Annotated in this window: 15 protein-coding genes; 13 read left to right on the forward strand and 2 right to left on the reverse strand. The window is 62.4% G+C overall.

The genetic code is table 11. The annotated features are described in order from the left end of the window. The first annotated feature begins 51 nt into the window (after positions 1–51). Positions 52–1452: an acyltransferase gene (locus CQ020_RS21010; protein ID WP_258142141.1), complete on the forward strand. Its 1401-nt coding sequence runs from the start codon at positions 52–54 to the stop codon at positions 1450–1452. Then, positions 1449–1805, forward strand: a complete 357-nt coding sequence (locus CQ020_RS21015) for a GNAT family N-acetyltransferase (protein WP_024819088.1) — start codon at positions 1449–1451, stop codon at positions 1803–1805. Before CQ020_RS21010 ends, CQ020_RS21015 begins: the two co-directional genes overlap by 4 nt. Positions 1806–1809: 4 nt before the next feature. On the opposite strand, the gene CQ020_RS21020 is transcribed toward CQ020_RS21015, so the two are convergent. Beyond that, positions 1810–2268, reverse strand: coding sequence for a hypothetical protein (locus CQ020_RS21020; protein WP_258142142.1), 459 nt, complete (start codon positions 2266–2268; stop codon positions 1810–1812). Positions 2269–2512: 244 nt separating this feature from the next. On the opposite strand from CQ020_RS21020, the gene CQ020_RS21025 reads away from it, so the two are divergent. Beyond that, the gene (locus CQ020_RS21025) at positions 2513–4147 is read left to right on the forward strand and encodes a sigma-70 family RNA polymerase sigma factor (protein ID WP_105693833.1); all 1635 of its coding nucleotides are present in this window, start codon (positions 2513–2515) and stop codon (positions 4145–4147) included. A gap of 194 nt (positions 4148–4341) precedes the next feature. Then, positions 4342–7287 carry a hypothetical protein gene (locus tag CQ020_RS21030; protein WP_105693834.1) on the forward strand — a complete coding sequence of 982 codons (2946 nt, stop codon included), beginning with the start codon at positions 4342–4344 and terminating at the stop codon, positions 7285–7287. A gap of 126 nt (positions 7288–7413) precedes the next feature. Here CQ020_RS21030 and CQ020_RS21035 read toward each other — a convergent pair whose 3' ends face one another. Next, entirely contained in the window at positions 7414–7785 is a 372-nt protein-coding gene (locus tag CQ020_RS21035) for a hypothetical protein (RefSeq protein WP_105693835.1), read from the reverse strand. A 288-nt stretch (positions 7786–8073) separates the two neighbouring features. On the opposite strand from CQ020_RS21035, the gene CQ020_RS21040 reads away from it, so the two are divergent. The 9 genes from CQ020_RS21040 to CQ020_RS21080 all read left to right on the forward strand — a co-directional run. Continuing rightward, a complete protein-coding gene (locus CQ020_RS21040; RefSeq protein WP_105693836.1) occupies positions 8074–9636 on the forward strand; it encodes an aspartate aminotransferase family protein in 1563 nt (520 codons plus the stop codon). Then, the gene (locus CQ020_RS21045) at positions 9633–10988 is read left to right on the forward strand and encodes a lysine N(6)-hydroxylase/L-ornithine N(5)-oxygenase family protein (RefSeq protein WP_105693837.1); all 1356 of its coding nucleotides are present in this window, start codon (positions 9633–9635) and stop codon (positions 10986–10988) included. The genes CQ020_RS21040 and CQ020_RS21045 overlap by 4 nt, the downstream gene beginning before the upstream one ends. After that, positions 10985–11575 (forward strand): GNAT family N-acetyltransferase, encoded by a 591-nt coding sequence (locus CQ020_RS21050; RefSeq protein WP_105693838.1) that lies wholly within the window; start codon positions 10985–10987, stop codon positions 11573–11575. The genes CQ020_RS21045 and CQ020_RS21050 overlap by 4 nt, the downstream gene beginning before the upstream one ends. Then, on the forward strand, positions 11572–13413 hold the full coding sequence (locus CQ020_RS21055; RefSeq protein WP_105693839.1) for an IucA/IucC family siderophore biosynthesis protein: 1842 nt from the start codon (positions 11572–11574) through the stop codon (positions 13411–13413). Before CQ020_RS21050 ends, CQ020_RS21055 begins: the two co-directional genes overlap by 4 nt. 180 nt (positions 13414–13593) lie before the next feature. After that, positions 13594–14265 (forward strand): nicotinamide riboside transporter PnuC, encoded by a 672-nt coding sequence (pnuC, locus tag CQ020_RS21060; RefSeq protein WP_258142143.1) that lies wholly within the window; start codon positions 13594–13596, stop codon positions 14263–14265. Position 14266: 1 nt separating this feature from the next. Then, positions 14267–15406 carry an AAA family ATPase gene (locus tag CQ020_RS21065; RefSeq protein WP_105693841.1) on the forward strand — a complete coding sequence of 380 codons (1140 nt, stop codon included), beginning with the start codon at positions 14267–14269 and terminating at the stop codon, positions 15404–15406. Then, entirely contained in the window at positions 15403–16227 is an 825-nt protein-coding gene (locus CQ020_RS21070; RefSeq protein WP_105693842.1) for an NUDIX hydrolase, read from the forward strand. The genes CQ020_RS21065 and CQ020_RS21070 overlap by 4 nt, the downstream gene beginning before the upstream one ends. Positions 16228–16236: 9 nt before the next feature. Beyond that, on the forward strand, positions 16237–17016 hold the full coding sequence (locus CQ020_RS21075; RefSeq protein ID WP_105693843.1) for an SDR family oxidoreductase: 780 nt from the start codon (positions 16237–16239) through the stop codon (positions 17014–17016). Positions 17017–17210: 194 nt separating this feature from the next. Further along, positions 17211–18057: sigma-70 family RNA polymerase sigma factor (locus tag CQ020_RS21080; protein ID WP_146117222.1), on the forward strand; the 847-nt coding region annotated here is incomplete at its 3' end.

Raw genomic sequence — 18057 nt, forward strand, 5'->3', positions numbered from 1 at the left:
GGGCGGACAATGAAGTCAGCACGCACGTGCGTGCCACCGCAGGGGAGAGCCATGGAGATGGATGCGAATCCTCCCGTCGGCGCAGCAATCGCTGTGCCACGGGACTCGGCGCAACGGGAACCGGTGCCACGGGGCCCAGCGCAACGGGAACCGGTGATCGACCTTGTCCGTTTCACCTGCCTGCTCCTGGTGGTGGCGGCGCACTGCATGATGGTCAGTCCTGTCCTGCACAAGGACGGGACGGTCACTACCGGTAACGTGCTGATGGAGGCGGGCTGGTTCACCCCCGTGGCCTGGGGCCTCATGATCGTGCCTTTGTTCTTCGTCCTGGGCGGGGTGACTGGTCTGCAATCATGGCGTCGTCTGAAGGCGCACGGCGGAACTGGATTCGATTTCGCCCAATTACGGCTCCTGCGCCTGGTACGTCCGGCCATGGCTTTGCTGGCGGTCATGTGGGGAGGGCTGTGGATTGCACTGCTGCTGGGTGTCCACCCGCAGGTCATCCAGTTGATGACCGCCGGCGCCGCCATGCCACTCTGGTTCCTGGCGGCCTACCTCACGGCCCAACTCAGCATTCCCCTCATGGCCCGTTTTCACGAGCGTGCGCCATTTCTGACGTTCGCCGCCCTGGTGATCCTGATAATGACGGTCGATTCCTTGCGTGGGGCCCTTCCCGTCCTGGCGTTCGCGAACATGATCTTCGTATGGTGCGCCGTTCAGCAACTGGGGTTTTTCATGGCTGACGGCTTCTTCGAGCGCAGGAGCCGCACCTGGCTGGTGGGGGCCATCGTGTCCAGCAACCTGTTGCTGGGACTGGTGACCGGCGTGGCCGTGTACCCGGGGAACATGGTGGTGAACCTGAACCCGCCCAATCTTTGCCTGTTGCTCTTGGGCGTTTCCCAGGCCGCGACGCTTCAGATGCTGCGGAACGGCCTTCAGTGGATTGCTGCCGCCCGTTGGATCCGGGCAGTCATTGGCTTTGCCGGTCGGCGTTCCATGACCGTCTACTTGTGGCACCTTCCGCTCCTGGTGGGCATGTCCGGGTTGCTGCTGCTCAGCGATGTTCCCAAGCCGCTGGCCGGGACTGCGGAGTGGTGGTGGGCGCGGATACCCGTCTTCTTCGCGGTGGTTGCCCTGTTGGCCCCTGTGGTGTGGCTTTTTGGTCGTTTGGAGAATCGTCCGACGGCGGCCAGCCACGCCCGGGGTCCGTCGCGTGCCGCTGTGGTGACGGCCGCCGTCGTGGTTTTGGTCCCGGTGGCTGACGCCGCTTTTAACGGTTTAACGCTGGCACTGCTGGGCGGGGGAGCGGCATGCTTCGCTCTTGCCGTCCTTCTGCTGGGCAGGGTTCCGACGCCGTTGCTGCCGCCGCCGCTGCAGGACGGCGCGGAACTTCGCGCGGGGCGGTGGTGGACGTTGCCAGCGCCGGATTTACGTGCCAATCTCGAAACATGACCGAGTACACGGATTCACTGGCAGAGTCGTTCCGCCCCGGCGTCACCACGGTGCGCAATGACAAATTTCACCGCTATGAGCTGCATGTGGACGGAGAGTTGGCCGTGGTTTCGCAGTTCATGGACAAGCCCGGTCATATTGATTTCATTCACACGGAAACGAAGCCCGGGTTCAACGGCCAGGGCCTGGCAAAAGTTCTGGCGCATTTTGCGTTGGATGATGTGGTGGCGTCCGGAAAACGGATCATCCCGCATTGCCCGTACATTGCCGCGTACTTGAAGAAGCACGAGGGGTACGAACAGGACGTGGATTGGCCTGCTGAAAAGCCGGTGGGCCAACCGAACAACGAGTAGGGCGTCAGCTGTTTCTTCGTTGGCCGGGGTCGGTCTCAAATGGCCAGTCCCGTCGCATTCCGCTGAGCGAGACCAAGGCGTCGTGCTCATCGGCAATGAGCTGCCCACGGCACGTGGCGCGGACCCGCATTGCGCTGACGAGGCTTCCTCCGTGGAGATGATCGGAGTCCGTGACCAGGTAGGAAAAGCTCCGCATTACTGATTGGCCAGGAGCCAGGAGGCTGATTTCAAGGTCGCGCTGCGAAGGTTCGGCTGTGTAGTGAAGTATCTCCATGCCTTCGTTGGTGAAGGAACGCGGTATTAGTGCGACGTCCCGCAGGTAACTACCCGAGTCATTGGTGATCCACGCCGTGAAAATAACAGTATCGCCCGGAATGGCCCAAGGCCTGTCCGCTCCGTAAACCAAGGCGACATGCCCGGCGTTCTTCTTTCGGGTGAGCAGGCCGGACCGGCAGTGCGGCAATCCCCGGACGACGACCCTCTGAGGCCGGGGGGATCCTTTGTGGAGAGCGCGCGTCAATTTCAGGAGGGGACGGGGGCGCCGGACACCAACTTTTCCACGGCTCACCCCAGTGGTTGGGAAGGTCATGCCTCACTAGTGCACCAAAGTGGGTAATCGTGATGCCAATAATGCAAAAAGATGAGTTCTCTACAGGTATGAAGAGGCCGATTCAAGTCACACGGCATCTGCTGTCACACTACTGTTTATGGATCAAGTATTTTCGGTAAAGGGTGGTGGGGACTCCCCAGCCCTGGCATCAGCCGCTGAAAGCGATCCCCACATCATTTCCATGGTGCGTCAGGGGGTCACGGAAGCCTTCGATGTGCTTTATGAGCGGCATTTGAAGATCGCCCAATATGTGGCCCGCGCCCAGACGGATAACCCCAGTGACGCCGACGACGTCGTGGCTGAGGCATTCGCCACCGTCTTCCAGTTGCTGACCGAGGGCAAGGGCCCCAACGAGTTCTTCCGTTCCTATCTCCTGACCGTGGTGCGCCGCACCGCCCACGACCGGAACCGCAGGGCCCGCCGAATGCCGACGGCCGACGACGCCCTCCTGGATTCCGCCGTGCTGGACAATGACCCCGTCCTCAACCGCCTTGAGTCGAGCATCATGGCCAAGGCGTTCAAGTCCTTGCCTGAACGCTGGCAGGCCGTACTGTGGCACCTGGACATCGAAGGCCTGAAGCCGGCAGCGGCGGCTCCGCTGGTAGGGCTCACTCCCAACGGCGTTTCGTCGTTGGCCCTCCGGGCGAGGGAAGGACTGCGTCAGGCCTACCTTCAGCAGCACATCAGCCAGGCGGTGGGCGAGGGCTGCGAAGAGTACGCCAGTCAGTTGGGTAAGTACGCCCGGGGCGCCTTGAAACGTACCTCTGCGGAGCGAGTCAGGGTCCACCTGGATGGCTGTGCCAAGTGCACGGCCTTACTGATGGAACTCAATGACGTTCAGGGCGGTATGAGGGCCATTCTGTTCCCCATGGTCACGGGCATCGCTTTCAGCCCGGTCGCTATTGCTTCACTGGGATCGGCGGCGTCACTGGGATCGGCAGCCACGACCGGAGGGGCCGTCGTGGCGCGAGGCGTCAGCCAGGTGTGGAAATTGACGGCAGCCGTCGTGGTGGGAGCACTTGCTCTGGTGGGAGTCCTTGGATGGTTGCTTCAGTCGACTGCCGCCACCGAGTCTCCTGCGGCTGGAGACTCCGGCGAGAATGTTCCTCCCGTCCACGCAACGTCGGCTCCAACTGCAACGCCCTCGTCATCCGCGGCGCCCGCGCCGTTCACAACGCCTGGTCTCGAGGCTGCCGGGGCAGCACCGAATAGTGCGCAGATGCCCAGCGCGGAGGCGCCTGTGGCCTCTGCGTCGCAACCCGCCGCCGTCGGGATTCCACCGGAGCAAGGAAAACGCAGTGCCGTCGTGGTGGATTCCGGGACAGTATCGTCGACGACGACGCCAGCGGCTTCCGGTTCTGCCGCACCTGTAACTCAAACGGTTGATGCGACGTTCGCTTCAAGCGCCGGCCCCGCCACGTTGGAGCGGGATGTCAGCGTGGAGTTCTCGCTGGACGGCGAGGGGTCGCCCAGCACGGGTGAAGCGGTGTTTACCCTCCCGGACCAGGCGACTTTTGTGGCGGAAAGGACTGCTGCCCCGTCTGGTTGGACCTGTGCCAGCGCTGCTTCCGAGCTGCGGCAAGTCCGTTGCGTCACGTCTTCCATGGCCGCTCATGATCTTGCGTTCAGACTCGGCGTCGCCATGCCGGATGGCGCCGACGGCGGGATGTTCACCTACCAATTTGGTGGCCAAGGCATTGCCAACACCTCGTTCGCCAACGCCTATCACTAGGCCCTTAATATCCGCGGCGTGTCTCCCGTTGTGCCGGTAGATGAAGGATTCCAAAAAGTTTTTCCGATTTTCGCGTCATGATTCGACCTTTGCCTCCACATAAAATGCGGGACCCGTGTGTTTTCGGAGCCCTCGTTGGATTGATGGAACGTTCAACGACCAGGACTTTTGGTTGAGCGCACTGAGGATGACCCATGAAGGACGCACGTCCACGCAAGCTTCTTGGGGCCATGATCGCTACGGCGGTGATGACGCTTGGGCTGGGTGGAGCCTTGGAACAGGCTGCCCTGGCCACGGCGCCCGGAACACCTGAAGTAGCCCAGGCAGGCACCACCATCTACGTAGAGAACTTTTCCAACGAGGACGCCACTGCCGGGGCCATCAGCATCCTGGGCTACCAAGGTGGGCCCGCAGCAGCCAATGAAACATACACAGCTGACACGCCCTATACACCGGCCGGCGGAGAATGCGACGGGTGGATCCTGAACTCCTCCACACCGTTGCCCACATCCGATTCCGGCTGCCTCCGGAACCAGCCTGCCGGGTGGGAGCAAGTCCAGCAGATGGCGGTTGCGCTCGGGGTGGCACAAGGTCAAAGCCCGGCTCAAGCAGCTGCAAATCAGGTGTTGTCCGAATACACCAACAGTGCCTTCGGAAGTCTCGCTGCCGGTGTGCAGTTCCGTACCGAGTCCAACTCCACTCCGGCGATAGCGGGCCATTACTACGCCGCATCCGCATACTTCGCCCAAGTGAACTGCCATGCAGCACACGCAAGCCAGACCTTCAGCCTCCTCATCAACGGGACGCGGCAAGTCCTCAGTGCCGGGCTCGATCCCTGCGGCAGCAGCACCCAAGCCAGCGTGCACGTCACCAAACTTCAATCTGTTCCGTACCAGCTCCCGGTTGGAACCATCAACCCCACCCTTGGCCTGGAACTCCGGAATGAGACCACCACCGGAGCGGGCAATGATGTGGCTTTCGACCTCCCGCAGATTGTGGACGTTACTCCGCAGCTGGACACAGCCTTTGCTCCGTCCCTTGTGGGTCCCGGGGGAACGTCCCGAATGACATTGACGGTGACCAACACGGATGAGCTGGAAGCGAAGAATGACTGGTTCTTGACTGACACCCTCCCTGCCGGACTGGTTGTGGCCTCTACCCCGCATATAGGTGGTACGTGTGAACAATCGCCGGGGACCAGCCCGATGGTTCGGACTGCGGTGGCCGGAAGCACCTCAATTTCCGTGACCGGCGGCGATATGGCGCCGGGCATGACGTCGTGCACCATCACCGTGGACGTCACCGCTTCGGTGGAAGGTACTTACGTCAACGGTCCCGGCACTATGGTCACCAATTTGGCCCCGCCAGCGGACGCCGTCCTGACCGTGCGCGCCCCGCGGCTCCAACTGAGCACTGCTCTGAATGCGACGCGGTTGCTGAATTCGGATCAGTTCACCACTGAAATCCGGACGGGCTCGGCCAATGGGCCCCTGGTGGGCAGCAGCGCGAACTCCGCCACCACGGGTACCGGTGCCACGGTTACTGCAGGTTCCGGCACCACCGGCGAGTACGTTGCCACAGCGGACGCAACGTACTACCTCACCCAATCGGGTACCAACCTGTCCGGCTATGACGCAACCATCACGTGTACCGACGCTTTCGGCCTTCAACCAGGCCTGCCCCACGCCGCAGCCTTCGCCGGTTCGCATGGCATAGTTCCCGTTGCCGGTGCCGACATCAGCTGTGTGGTGACCAACACGGCAAACTCATCGCCTGACATGGAATTCACTTTCTCGGCCGACGCCTCCGGGGTCCGCTCCCCGTCGGTTGCGGGGGATCGGATCAAGTATTCGTTCACGTCGAAGAACACCGGTAATGTCCCTCTGACCGGCGTCGTGATTGATGATCCAAAGGCTGGCCTTTCTGCTATCGCCTACACCTGGCCCGGCACTCCGGGTGAACTTCTTCCCGGCCAGACGGTGGTTGCGACCGCATGGTATGCCGTGACCCAAGCAGATATCGACGCCGGACACGTCGCCAACAGTGCCTCGACTACTGGGAACCCTCCCACGGGTCCGCCGGTGACTCCTCCTCCCGGCGATGCGGATACTCCCTTGGTCACGGCACCGGCCATGAAGTTCTCCGGGTCTTCGCCAGCACCAAATGCTGCGGTGTTGTCGAAGATCGGCGACATCATCACGTTCACCTTCACCTCCACCAATAGCGGCAATGTCACGCTCAAGGACGTGGGGATCGAGGCTCCGTTGGCGGGCCTTTCCGCCTTGACGTACACCTGGCCGGGCGCTCCGGGCGTGGTTCTCCCGGGCCAAACTGTGACGGCCACGGCAACATATGCGGTCACCCAGGCGGATATCGATGCCGGCCGCGCGGCCATCACTGCTACAGCCACGGGTACTCCTCCCCGGGGACCGGCCGTTACGCCTCCGCCGAGTACAACGGATGCTCAGCTGAATGTGGTCTCGTCTCTGGAATTCCAGATCACCGGGGACGCTTCCGCGCTGGGAGACCCTACGCGGGCGGGCGAGGTGATCGTCTACACGTTCACGCTGCACAACACCGGGAGCGCGCCCCTGACGGCTGTGGTGGTAGAGCACCAGATGCCGGGCCCAACGGATCCGGATTACTCCTGGCCCGGTGCCGAGGGAACACTGCTGCCCGGTGAAACTGTCACTGCTACCGCAAGCTATGTGGTCACCCAGGCTGACAGCGATGCCGGAAAGGTCAGCTATTCGGCCACGGCAACAGGCACGCCTTCCTTGGGGCTGCCCGTGACCACTCCACCTGCGCGGGTTGTTGTGACCTTTCCGCCGGCCGCCGCGGAGGGGACTGCGCCCCCCGCGGCGGGTGCGGATCCTGGTTCGGCTGCGGTTCCTGGAGCAGGTACGTCTGGAGTAGGTACAACCGGAGCGGGTGCGTTCGGGGCAGGGGATGACTCCGAGTCGGACACTTCACCCTCGGGACGTGCCGATGCCCCGAGGGCTTCGGATGTCGCTGGTCAGTCTGAAGGATTCCTGGCCAGCACGGGGGTAGTCCTCACGGTGCTACCCATCGGCCTGCTGGTTGCCGCGGTGGGTCTGTTGATGGTCCTCGGCGGACGCCGCAAGCGTTCCGGAACATAGGACGTAAAGTGCGCGGCGGCCAGGCCCCAACCCGCTTGCCGCGTGCTTTTCCAACCCAACTGAGTAGCAGTTCACGTCGTTTTGAGCCCTCAAAACGACCTCAACTGCGACTTAGTTGGGTTGCCGTTAGGCCTCGCTTGTTGGAGTAGGCCGCTTCTTTTGCCACTGCACTGCGTGCCAGAACAGCAGGCCAGCCGTCAGCAGCAGGCTGCCCAGAAGTACGTACGGGGTGTAGGACATCAACATATAGCTCAGCTGGGCAGAGGTATTGAACTGAGTCGGTCCTGCCATTCCAGCCGCAGCTTCGCTGAAGGCCCAAAACCCGAAAATCGTTAGGGCCGCGTCCAGCACCCACAACGCAATGATGAACGGGTTGACTGCAATACGCCTGCGCGCAGGGTCCGGCTGCTCGGGGACATGAGGGCTGACCGCAGGGACGGCGTTGCCGTGTTCGTCGATTTCGCGGAATCCGATGCGCTCGTGAACGTGGTCTTTCATGGGGTCCCCCAACCGCTGGCTGCCGATAGTCCTTGCACTCTACTCCCTGCCCTGGACGCGCCGTCGTGGCCCACGATGGCCTCTATGAACAATTCGGTGGCCGAAAAGAGTGTCATATTTTGCACGCTAAGCAGCCCGAAGAAAAGTCAATGACGCAGTACCGGACGGTAGATCGGCGAGAAAGCGCGTTCCAAGCGAAATAGGTCACAAAAGTTTGACGGAAAGGCTTACCTAAGTAAGGCTTGCCTTTGCTAACAAGCGCCCCCAACGCAATGGAAGGAAGCTGACGTGACGTCACCTAGTGTCGAAGAGCGGATCGCTCAGGAGCAGGATTTTGGCTCCAAAGTGGAACTGGCCCTCGCTGCCACAAACCAGCTGTTCAACGCACGAAATTCACCCAGTTACGTCGCTCAGGTCCTGCAGGGGGTCAACGCTGTCTCCACCAAGGTCCAGCGGACCTCCCAGCCGTTTACCGGCGTCGGGCATGCCGAACTGAAGGCCAAAGTTGGTGCCGTGGATCTTGAACGTCCGCTGCCGGACACGGCCGCAGCCCTGGAAGAGCTCGACGAGCTCTACCTCAAGGACGCCATCTACTTCCACGATTCCCGCTACGCCGCACACCTCAACTGCCCGGTGGTCATCCCTGCGCTGGTTGGCGAAGCTGTGCTTTCGGCGGTGAACTCTTCCATGGACACCTGGGACCAGAGCGCCGGCGCCACCATGATCGAGCGCCGCCTCATCGATTGGACCGCGGAGCGCATCGGCTTCGACGCGGACGCTGACGGCGTGTTCACCTCCGGCGGCAGCCAGTCCAACTTCCAGGCGTTGCTGATTGCACGCAACCACGCCGTTGCCAAGCTGCGGGCTGCGAACGGGGAAGTCCGCCTGCCGCACCTTCTGGACCGCCTCCGGATTTTCACCTCCGTGGACAGCCACTTCAGCATTCAGAAATCGGCTTCCATGCTGGGCCTGGGCTTCGACGCCGTCATCGCAGTGCCCACCACCGAAGACCACCGCATGGACCCCACCGCCCTCGCGGCTGCTCTGGCGGAAGCGCACGACGCCGGGCTGGTGCCGATGGCGGTTGTTGCCACTGCCGGGACCACGGACTTTGGTTCGGTGGACCCGCTCTCGGAAATGGCCGCGTTGGTTCGCGCCTATGATTCCTGGCTCCACGTGGACGGCGCCTACGGTGGAGGCCTCATCGTGTCCGGCCGACACCGGCACCTCCTGAACGGCATCCACCTGGCGGACTCCGTCACCGTGGACTTCCACAAGACCTTCTTCCAGCCGGTCAGCTCCAGCGCAGTCCTGGTCCGCAACGGCTCCATGATGGGCCATGTCACCTACTACGCGGACTATCTGAACCCTGAAAGCGCTGCGAAGGCGGAGATTCCCAACCAGGTGGACAAGAGCATCCAGACCACCCGCCGCTTCGATGCCCTGAAGCTGTGGCTGACTCTCCGCATCATGGGCGCCGACGCCATAGGTGCGCTCTTCGACGAAGCGATCGACCTCGCCGCCCGGGTAGGAACCTTGCTGGCGGAGGACGCCGAGTTCGAGCTCGTCGCCGCGCCGCAGCTGAGCACCTTGGTGTTCCGCTACCGCCCGATGGTTGACGGTGCAGCCCTCGACGACGACGCTGCAGACGTCCTTAACCCTGCCATCCGCGCCGCAATCTTCGCATCCGGCGAGGCCGTTGTTGCCGGCACCAAGGTGGCTGGCCGCCACTACCTCAAATTCACCCTCCTCAACGCCGAGGCGAGCCTGAGGGACATCCAGGAAATCATCGAACTTATCCGCCGGACGGGCAGCGAGCTGCTGGCGAACACCACGGAGGCTGCAGCATGAGCACCCAAGACAATGGCAAGATCTACGACGTCGCAGGCATCGGCGTCGGGCCTTTCAACCTTGGACTGGCCGCGTTGAGCGAGCCCGTGGAGAACCTGGACTGCGTGTTCCTGGATCGGTGCGAGTCCTTCGACTGGCACCCCGGCATGATGCTGGAGCCCGCGCACCTGCAGGTCCCCTTTATGGCGGACCTCGTGACGCTCGCCGATCCGACGTCGCCGTTTTCGTTCCTGAACTTCCTGAAGCAGACCGGCCGGCTGTACCGCTTCTATATCCGCGAGAATTTCTACCCGCTGCGCGCCGAGTACAACCAGTACTGCCAGTGGGTGGCCGGCCAGCTTGAGTCGGTCCGTTTTAGCACGGATGTGCTGGATGTGTCGTACGACGACGGCGTCTACCGCCTTTCGGTGCAGGGCCCTGACGGCGCTGAGGTGCTTCGCGCCCGCAAACTGGTCCTGGGCACGGGCACCTCCCCGTACGTCCCGGACTCCTGTGCAGGAATAGTAGAGGCCGGTGGACTTGTCCTCCACAACGCCGAATACCTGTCGAGGAAGAGTGAGCTGCAGTCCAAGCGCAGCATCACCATCGTGGGCAGCGGCCAGAGCGCTGCGGAGCTGTACTACGAGTTGCTTCAGGAAATTGATGTGTACGGCTACCAGCTCAACTGGGTCACGCGATCGGGCCGTTTCTTCCCGCTCGAGTACACCAAGCTCACCCTTGAGATGACCTCGCCGGAGTACGTTGACTACTTCCATTCGCTCCCGGGCGAGCAGCGCGACTCGTTGATCAAGAGCCAGAAGAACCTTTACAAGGGCATCAACTCGGACCTGATCGACGACATCTACGATCTCCTGTACACCAAGAGCCTCTCCGGCATGGTGGACACGCAGCTGCACACGCACTCGTCCCTCACTGCCGCTGAGTGGGACGCTGCCACGGGCACCCACACGCTCCAGCTCCACCACGAAGAACACGGGCGCGGCTACACCCTGGAGTCCGAAGCCGTGGTCCTCGCCACCGGCTACACCTACAAGGAGCCCGCCTTCCTGGCAGGCATCCAGGACCGGATCCGCCGCGACGCCAAGGGCCGTTTCGACGTCGGGCGCAACTACGGCACCGGTGTGGAACCCGGCGAAATCTTCGTCCAGAACGCCGAGCTGCACACCCATGGCTTCGTTACCCCGGACCTCGGCATGGCTGCCTACCGCAACTCCTGCATCCTCCGTGAAATCACCGGCCGCGAGGTATATCCGATCGAACGCAGCATCGCGTTCCAGCAGTTCGGCGCACCTGCACCGGCTACTTCTGCAGAGCCTGCTGGCGTCCCCCAACCCGTGGGAGCCACCGTATGAGCTTCACGTTCCGGCCCGTCGATCCCGTAGCGGACGCACCCGTCCTCCACAGCTGGGTCAGCCAGGAGTACGCACGTTTCTGGGGCATGGTTTCGGCCACCGAGCAGGACGTTGTGGAGGAGTACTCGAAGATTGCCGAATCGGGACATCACCAAGCGTTTTTGGGGCTCGAAGACGGCGCCCCCGCCTTCCTGATGGAGCGGTACCGGCCGGAGTCCTCGCCGTTGGCGGACGTCTACGAGGTCCAGGAAGGTGATGTTGGAATGCACCTTCTGGTGTCACCCCCCACCGGCGATCCCCAGCCCGGTTTTACCACCACGGTCATGCAGTCCGTGATGGCCGAGCTGTTCGCCGACCCGGCAACCCGGCGGGTGGTCGTCGAACCTGACGCCCGCAACCACAAGATCCATGTCCTGAACGAAAAAGTGGGCTTCCGGCCGCACGGCGTGGTGACCCTTCCCGCCGTCGACCCCGCCGAAGACCACAAGCAGGGGCTGCTGAGCTTCTGCACCCGCGAGGATTTCCTCGCCACCCTGACCCTGATTTTGACCGCTCCTGCCGCGGCCACCCTAGGAGAACCCCTGTGACCACCACCGCCGATTCCGTGACCACTGCGGCTGTTGATTCCGTGTCCCACCTGACCCCGGAACGCTGGGCCAACGCCAACCGGCACCTGGTCCGGAAGGCGATCGCCGAATTCTCGCACGAGCGCATCCTGGTCCCGGAGCTGATCCGGGAAGAGGGCGCCGGCGTCGGGCTTTACAAGGTAGTGAGCGATGACGACGCCACTGAGTACCGCTTCCGCGCCCGGCTGTTGCAGCTGGAACACTGGTCTGTATCCGCGGAATCAATCGTTCGGCTGCGGGATGGCCAAGAGCTTCAGGTGGACGCACTGGACTTCATCGCCGAATTCCATGAGGCACTGGCCATCCGCCAGGAAATGCTGCCCGTGTATCTCGAGGAGATCAGCAGCACGCTGGCGAGCCACGCGTATAAGCAGGGCAAGCCGTTCAGTTCGGCTGAATTGGCAGCGGGCATCACGGGCGGGACGGACCGGGCCGCTGACTTCCAAGCCATTGAGCACAGCATGACCGAAGGGCACCCCTGCTTCGTGGCCAACAACGGCCGGCTTGGATTCGGCATCGCGGACTACCACGCGTTCGCACCGGAAACCGGCGCAACCGTGAAGCTGCAGTGGATCGCCGTCCACCGCAGCAAGGCAGTGTTCACCTCCAGCGCAGGGCTGGATTACAGGACACACTTTGAGGCCGAACTCGGCCCGGCCACGCTCGCCTGGTTCAACGCGGAACTTTCCGCGTCCGGCCTGGATCCGGAGGACTACCTCCTCATGCCGGTCCATCCTTGGCAGTGGGACAACAAACTCACGGTGACGTTCGCGGCAGAAATCGCCCAGCGCCACATTGTGAACCTGGGCACCGGCGAAGATTCGTACCAGGCGCAGCAGTCCATCCGTACCTTCTTCAACACGGACCACCCGGAGAAGGCGTACGTGAAGACGGCCATGTCCGTGCTGAACATGGGCTTCATGCGTGGGCTGTCGCCGCAGTACATGAAGGCAACTCCGGCCATCAACGATTGGCTGCAGGAACTGATCGGCAATGACCAGGAGCTCCAGAACCGGGGCCTGGCCATGATCCGTGAAACCGCGGCCATCGGGTACCACAACCACTACTACGAGGCTGCTTCGGCCAAGGGCTCGCCCTACCGGAAGATGCTCTCGGCCCTGTGGAGGGAAAGCCCGCTGCCGTTGCTAAGGGACGGGCAGCAGTTGGCCACCATGGCATCGCTGCTGCACGTGGACTCCTCCGGGGAATCCGTGGTCACTTCCTTGATCGAACGGTCAGGTCTGGCACCCACCGAGTGGTTGCACCGCTACTTCGAGGCCTACCTTGTACCGCTGGTCCACTGCCTTTACGAGTACGAGCTCGCTTTCATGCCGCACGGCGAAAACGTGATCCTGATCCTTGAGGACGGCGTGCCCGTCCGCGCCATCATGAAGGACATCGCCGAGGAAATCGTGGTCATGGGGGACAGGTTGGAACTGCCGGAGGAGGTCTCCCGCATCAAGGCCGAGATTCCCGCCGAGGAAATGGTCCTGGCGATCTTCACTGACGTGTTCGACTGCATCTTCCGCTTCCTCGGAGCCATCCTTGTAGAGGACGGGACGTTGCGCGAGGACGAGTTCTGGGGAACCGCTGCTTCTGTGCTGCGTGAATACCAGCAGCGCCACCCGGAGCTTGCGGACCAGTTCGCCATGCATGATCTGTTTGCGCCGGACTTCGAGTTGTCCTGCCTCAACCGCCTCCAGCTCCGGAACAACCAGCAGATGCTGGACATCTCGGACCCCTCCGGCGGGCTCCAGATGGCAGGCCGCTTGGCCAACCCCTTGGCCAGGTTCGCCTAGGCGGCGCAGGAGAGTAGAACTGCAGGAACAGCATTAAAGGCAGGGATCGCCGGAGGCAGAGAGCCTTCCGCGGTCCCTGCCTTTTGCCACCCCCGCCGTTCCCTGATCCTATGCTTATTATCAAAGTGACGATAACTCTGTTATTGTCGTTATTGTCAGCTTGATAATAACGAACTGAGGATGATGACGATGGTACTGCTCGACTGGATGAATTCCCCGGCAATTCCCAACCTCTTCGGTAGCCCGGTGAGCTGGATCGAGGTCATTGGTTTCGTCACCGGCGCCGCCTGCGTTTACGGAGTGGCCAAGCAGAAGCTGTGGAACTGGCCCATCGGGATCCTGAACAACGTCGCCTTCATTATCCTGTTCCTCGGAGCCGGCCTGTACGGTGAAACCGTCTTGCAGGTCATTTTCGCCGCCGTCGCTGTCTACGGTTGGTACAACTGGATCCGCGGCAACGCCGGTACGGACAGCCGGAACGACCTCCCCATCCGCGATGCCAGCCGTAAAGAGATACTTGTCGGCATCGGTGCCACCGCAATCGGCACTGCAGCCGTGGCAATGGTCCTCACCCACGGAACCGACTCCCAGGTTCCCTGGCCGGACGCTTTCGTGCTGACCGCATCCCTGGTGGCCACTTACGGGCAGGCCAAGAAGATTTTCCAGCACTGGTACGTGTGGATCTTCATCGATGTGGTCTCCATCCCGCTCTACTTCAGCCGCGGACTGACGCTGACCGCCATCCTCTACCTCGGGTTCCTCGCTCTCTGCGTCTATGGACTCATCGACTGGAAGCGCACCCGAAGCGCTGCAACGCCGTCCACCCCCGAAGCGATCAAGGCAGGAGTCTGAGATGTACAAGCAAGCCATGGTCATCGGCAAGTTCTACCCGCCGCACGCAGGCCACGCACATTTGATATCCACCGCCGCGGCACAGTCCGGAAAAGTTGCCGTACTGGTGCTGGGCAGCCGTTTCGAGTCCATCACTGTTGACGAGCGGGTCGCATGGTTGGCCGCTGAATTCGATGGCGTTGACGGGGTGGACATCATGGGAATGCGCAACGACTGCCCTGAGGATTACCACTCAGACGAAATCTGGAAGGCCCAGAACGAGCTGATGCGGCTGGCCTTGAAGAGCAACGGTGTGACGTCAGTGGATGCTGTGTTCAGTTCTGAGGAATACGGTGTGCGGCTTGCCGCGGCGTTCGGGGCAGAGCACGTGCTGGTGGACCCCTCCCGGAGTGCCTACCCCGTCAGCGGCACCATGTGCAGGGAGGACCTCAGCGCCTCATGGCCGTGCATCATCGCTCCCGCCCGCCAGGAGCTGGCAACACGAATCATCGTGGTGGGCGCCGAATCAACCGGCACCACCACTCTGACCAAAGCGCTGACCGAACACTACCGGCCGAGGTTTCCCGGGATTGCCGACGTCCCCGAATACGGTCGCCAGTTCACCTACGAGAAGTTCCGCAGTCTTCGCTCCGAGACGCCCGACGCCGGGATACAGGACATGGTGTGGACTGCCGAAGACTTCAGTGTGATCGGCGCACGGCAGAACGAGATGGAGAACGCCGCCGCGGATGCCTGCCCTCTGGTGGTAGCAGACACCGATTCGCTGGCCACCACCCTGTGGGAGCGGTACTACCTCGGTGAGGGAAGCTTTGGCTCCTACCATGCAGCAGACGTTCTTCCCCGCAGGGATTTGTACCTGATCACCGATCACGAGGGCGTGGCTTTCGAGGACGATGGCTGGCGTGAAGGCGAGCACCGAAGGGCGGAAATGACCGAGTGGTTCAAGGAAACCCTGACCGAGGAGGGACATTCCTGGATTCTGGTTACCGGGGACCACGATCGGCGCATGAAGACTGCCCTTGAGGCGATTGACCTCATGATTGACCAGCGGAGCGGATTTACTTCACCTCCTTGGGCGAGCCGAACCGTTTTGCCCCGAACCAAGGTGGCCCAGACCGCATTGGAAGGCGCGGCGGCATGACGTCGTCGGATTCAACGTCGGCCAAGGAATTCCTCGAAAGCTATAACCCCGGGGATTACCCGTCCATAGCCCTCACAGCGGACCTGGTGGTGTTTGCAGTGTCCGCTGGCGTGCTGAATGTCGCGTTGGTGCGCCGGGGAGGGCATCCGTTCAAGGGTGGGTTGGCGCTGCCTGGTGGATTTGTTGGGCCCAAGGAGTCCGCCGAACAAGCAGCAGAACGGGAGCTCTCAGAAGAGACAGGGCTGGACCTTGGAAGTCTTCCGGTGCACATCGAGCAGTTGGCCACGTATACCAACCCGGAGAGGGACCCACGGATGCGGGTGGTTTCCGTCGCCCATCTGGCCTTGCTCGCAACTGACGGGACCGTCCTGCCGGGGATTGCGGCAGGGTCCGACGCCGCAGCTGCTGGGTGGCACCCCGTCCACCACATCCTGCGCAGCAATGATCTGGCCTTCGACCACCTCAAGATCCTGCAGGACGGTTTGGGGCGACTGGCCGGCAAGATGGAATACACCACCGTCGCAGCCCGCCTGCTGCCGGACCAGTTCACCCTGACGCAGCTTCGCACCGTCTATGACGCAGTGTGGGATACCACCCTGCCTGCCGGAAACTTCACCCGAAAGATGATGCCCCAGCTGAAAGACACCGGCCGGAAGGCGAGGGCAGCCACCGGTGGTGCCCCGGCGGCGCTGTTCACGGCTACTGACCGGCACATCCATCCGCCCTTGGCCAACCCAGCGAACTTGGCCAACCCAGCGAACTTGGCCAAGCCAACGAGCTTGGCCACCCCAGCCCCTGCGCGGAAAAAGGGGAGGGGCTAGTCTAGGCGCATGACCACTCGAGCCAACGAACTCACAGCCCTCGTCACCGGGGCCACTGCCGGGCTCGGTGCGGAATTCGCCCGCCAACTTGCCGAAGCCGGACACCACTTGGTCCTGGTAGCCCGCGATGAACAGCGTTTGAAAGAGACTGCCGAGGAACTTGAACGTGACTTCAGCATCTCGGCGGAGGTCCTTTCCGCGGACTTGACCACCGACGTCGGGGTCTCAGCCGTTGCGGAACGCTTGCGGGACGCTGCGCGGCCTGTGGATGTCCTGGTCAACAACGCCGGAATCGGACTGTTGAAGTCGTTTGAACGCAATGACCTGGACGAAGAACGCCGGCACCTGCGGCTTCATGTGCAAACGCCCATGGAGCTCAGCCACGCGGCCTTGGAAGTCATGCTGGCCCGGGGGAAGGGCCGGATCATTAACGTGGCCAGCGTGGCAGCGTTCGCCAACAGGGGCACTTACTCCGCAGCAAAAGCGTGGCAGGTGACCTTTAGCCGGTGGGCCAACATCACCTACGCTAAGTCCGGAGTGCAAGTCACCGCGGTCTGTCCAGGTTTCACGCACACCGAATTTCATGACCGCATGGGCATGGATAAGTCCGTTGCACCCCGCTTCCTTTGGCTGACCGCTGAGCGCGTAGTACGCGAAGGGCTGCAGGACAACGCAAGGGGCAAGGGAGTCTCCATCCCGACGCGTCGGTACAAGGTGGTCAGCTTCTTTGCCCGGGTCCTTCCGGCCAAGCTCACTTCCGGTCCGCCCCGCCGCCCCGTTGAACGATAAACCCCAAAACTACTGGCGGGTATTCACTTGAAGAGCTTAAGACCCTAGGCTGGGGCTGGAGTGTAGCGCCGGGCACGGCTGCTGCACGGGGGCTGCAGCAGCGTGGCCCCGCAAATCGGGCCCCGCGAAGGGCCCCGTTTACCCGTGATCCAGGCCGTGTCCGAAGCGGGTAACGTATGGACGAGACAGCTCCAATGGGGGGCCCCGGCGAGCAAGAAAAGCATGACGGTCAGCAGGGAAAGCACGACGGCGGCAGCGTGGCCGTTGAGGACAGCGACGCGCAACTGGTGCTAATGGTCAGGTCGGGTGACCAGTCTGCGTTCGAAACGCTCTTTGCGCGGCATCGTTCAAGTGCCCGAAACGTGGCAGCAGCGCAACTGGACAACTTTGCTGATGTTGACGATGTTGTGGCTGACGCATTCACCTCCGTTTATCAGGCCTTGGCTGCGGGGAAGGGCCCGGAGACCTTCTTCCGCGCCTACGTTCTCACAACCGTCCGGCGCGTGGCCCACCGCATGAACCGGGACGCGAGCCGAACCAGCCCCACCTCCGAGTCTCACATTCTGGATACCGTGCACGCTCATGATGATCCGGCTGTAGCGAAGTTCGAATCCTCTGCCGTGGCTCAAGCGTTCCGATCCCTTCCTCAACGTTGGCAGGAAGTCCTTTGGTACGTGGACATTGAGGGGTTGAAGCCTGCAGCAGTTGCGCCCTTGATTGGCTTGAGCCCCAACGGCGTTTCCGCATTGGCCCTGCGGGCACGCGAGCGTCTCCGTCAGGAATACCTCCAGAACCACATCAGTTCCTCGGCAGGGAAGGACTGCGAGGAATACTCAACGCAACTCGGTGCCTACTCCCGGGAGGGTTTGAGCCCACGTAACCAAGCCCGGGTGCAGGAACATTTGGAGGGCTGCCCTCAGTGCACCGCCCTGCTTCTGGACCTCAACGACGTCCAGACCGCCATGCGGGCATGGATCTTCCCGCTGGTGACAGGAGTAGCGTTCACCTCCGCCTTCCCAGGGCTTGCAGGGGCGGGGGCTG

The sequence above is a fragment of the Arthrobacter sp. MYb23 genome, from assembly GCF_002979775.1.
Classification (GTDB): domain Bacteria; phylum Actinomycetota; class Actinomycetes; order Actinomycetales; family Micrococcaceae; genus Arthrobacter.

Coding starts and splice junctions, on each gene's coding strand:
- CQ020_RS21075 (WP_105693843.1), top strand. CDS start 16,237: ATGACCACTCGAGCCAACGAACTCACAGCCCTCGTCACCGGGGCCACT.
- CQ020_RS21070 (WP_105693842.1), top strand. CDS start 15,403: ATGACGTCGTCGGATTCAACGTCGGCCAAGGAATTCCTCGAAAGCTAT.
- CQ020_RS21045 (WP_105693837.1), top strand. CDS start 9,633: ATGAGCACCCAAGACAATGGCAAGATCTACGACGTCGCAGGCATCGGC.
- CQ020_RS21030 (WP_105693834.1), top strand. CDS start 4,342: ATGAAGGACGCACGTCCACGCAAGCTTCTTGGGGCCATGATCGCTACG.
- CQ020_RS21035 (WP_105693835.1), bottom strand. CDS start 7,785: ATGAAAGACCACGTTCACGAGCGCATCGGATTCCGCGAAATCGACGAA.
- CQ020_RS21010 (WP_258142141.1), top strand. CDS start 52: ATGGAGATGGATGCGAATCCTCCCGTCGGCGCAGCAATCGCTGTGCCA.
- CQ020_RS21025 (WP_105693833.1), top strand. CDS start 2,513: ATGGATCAAGTATTTTCGGTAAAGGGTGGTGGGGACTCCCCAGCCCTG.
- pnuC (WP_258142143.1), top strand. CDS start 13,594: ATGATGACGATGGTACTGCTCGACTGGATGAATTCCCCGGCAATTCCC.
- CQ020_RS21065 (WP_105693841.1), top strand. CDS start 14,267: ATGTACAAGCAAGCCATGGTCATCGGCAAGTTCTACCCGCCGCACGCA.
- CQ020_RS21050 (WP_105693838.1), top strand. CDS start 10,985: ATGAGCTTCACGTTCCGGCCCGTCGATCCCGTAGCGGACGCACCCGTC.
- CQ020_RS21015 (WP_024819088.1), top strand. CDS start 1,449: ATGACCGAGTACACGGATTCACTGGCAGAGTCGTTCCGCCCCGGCGTC.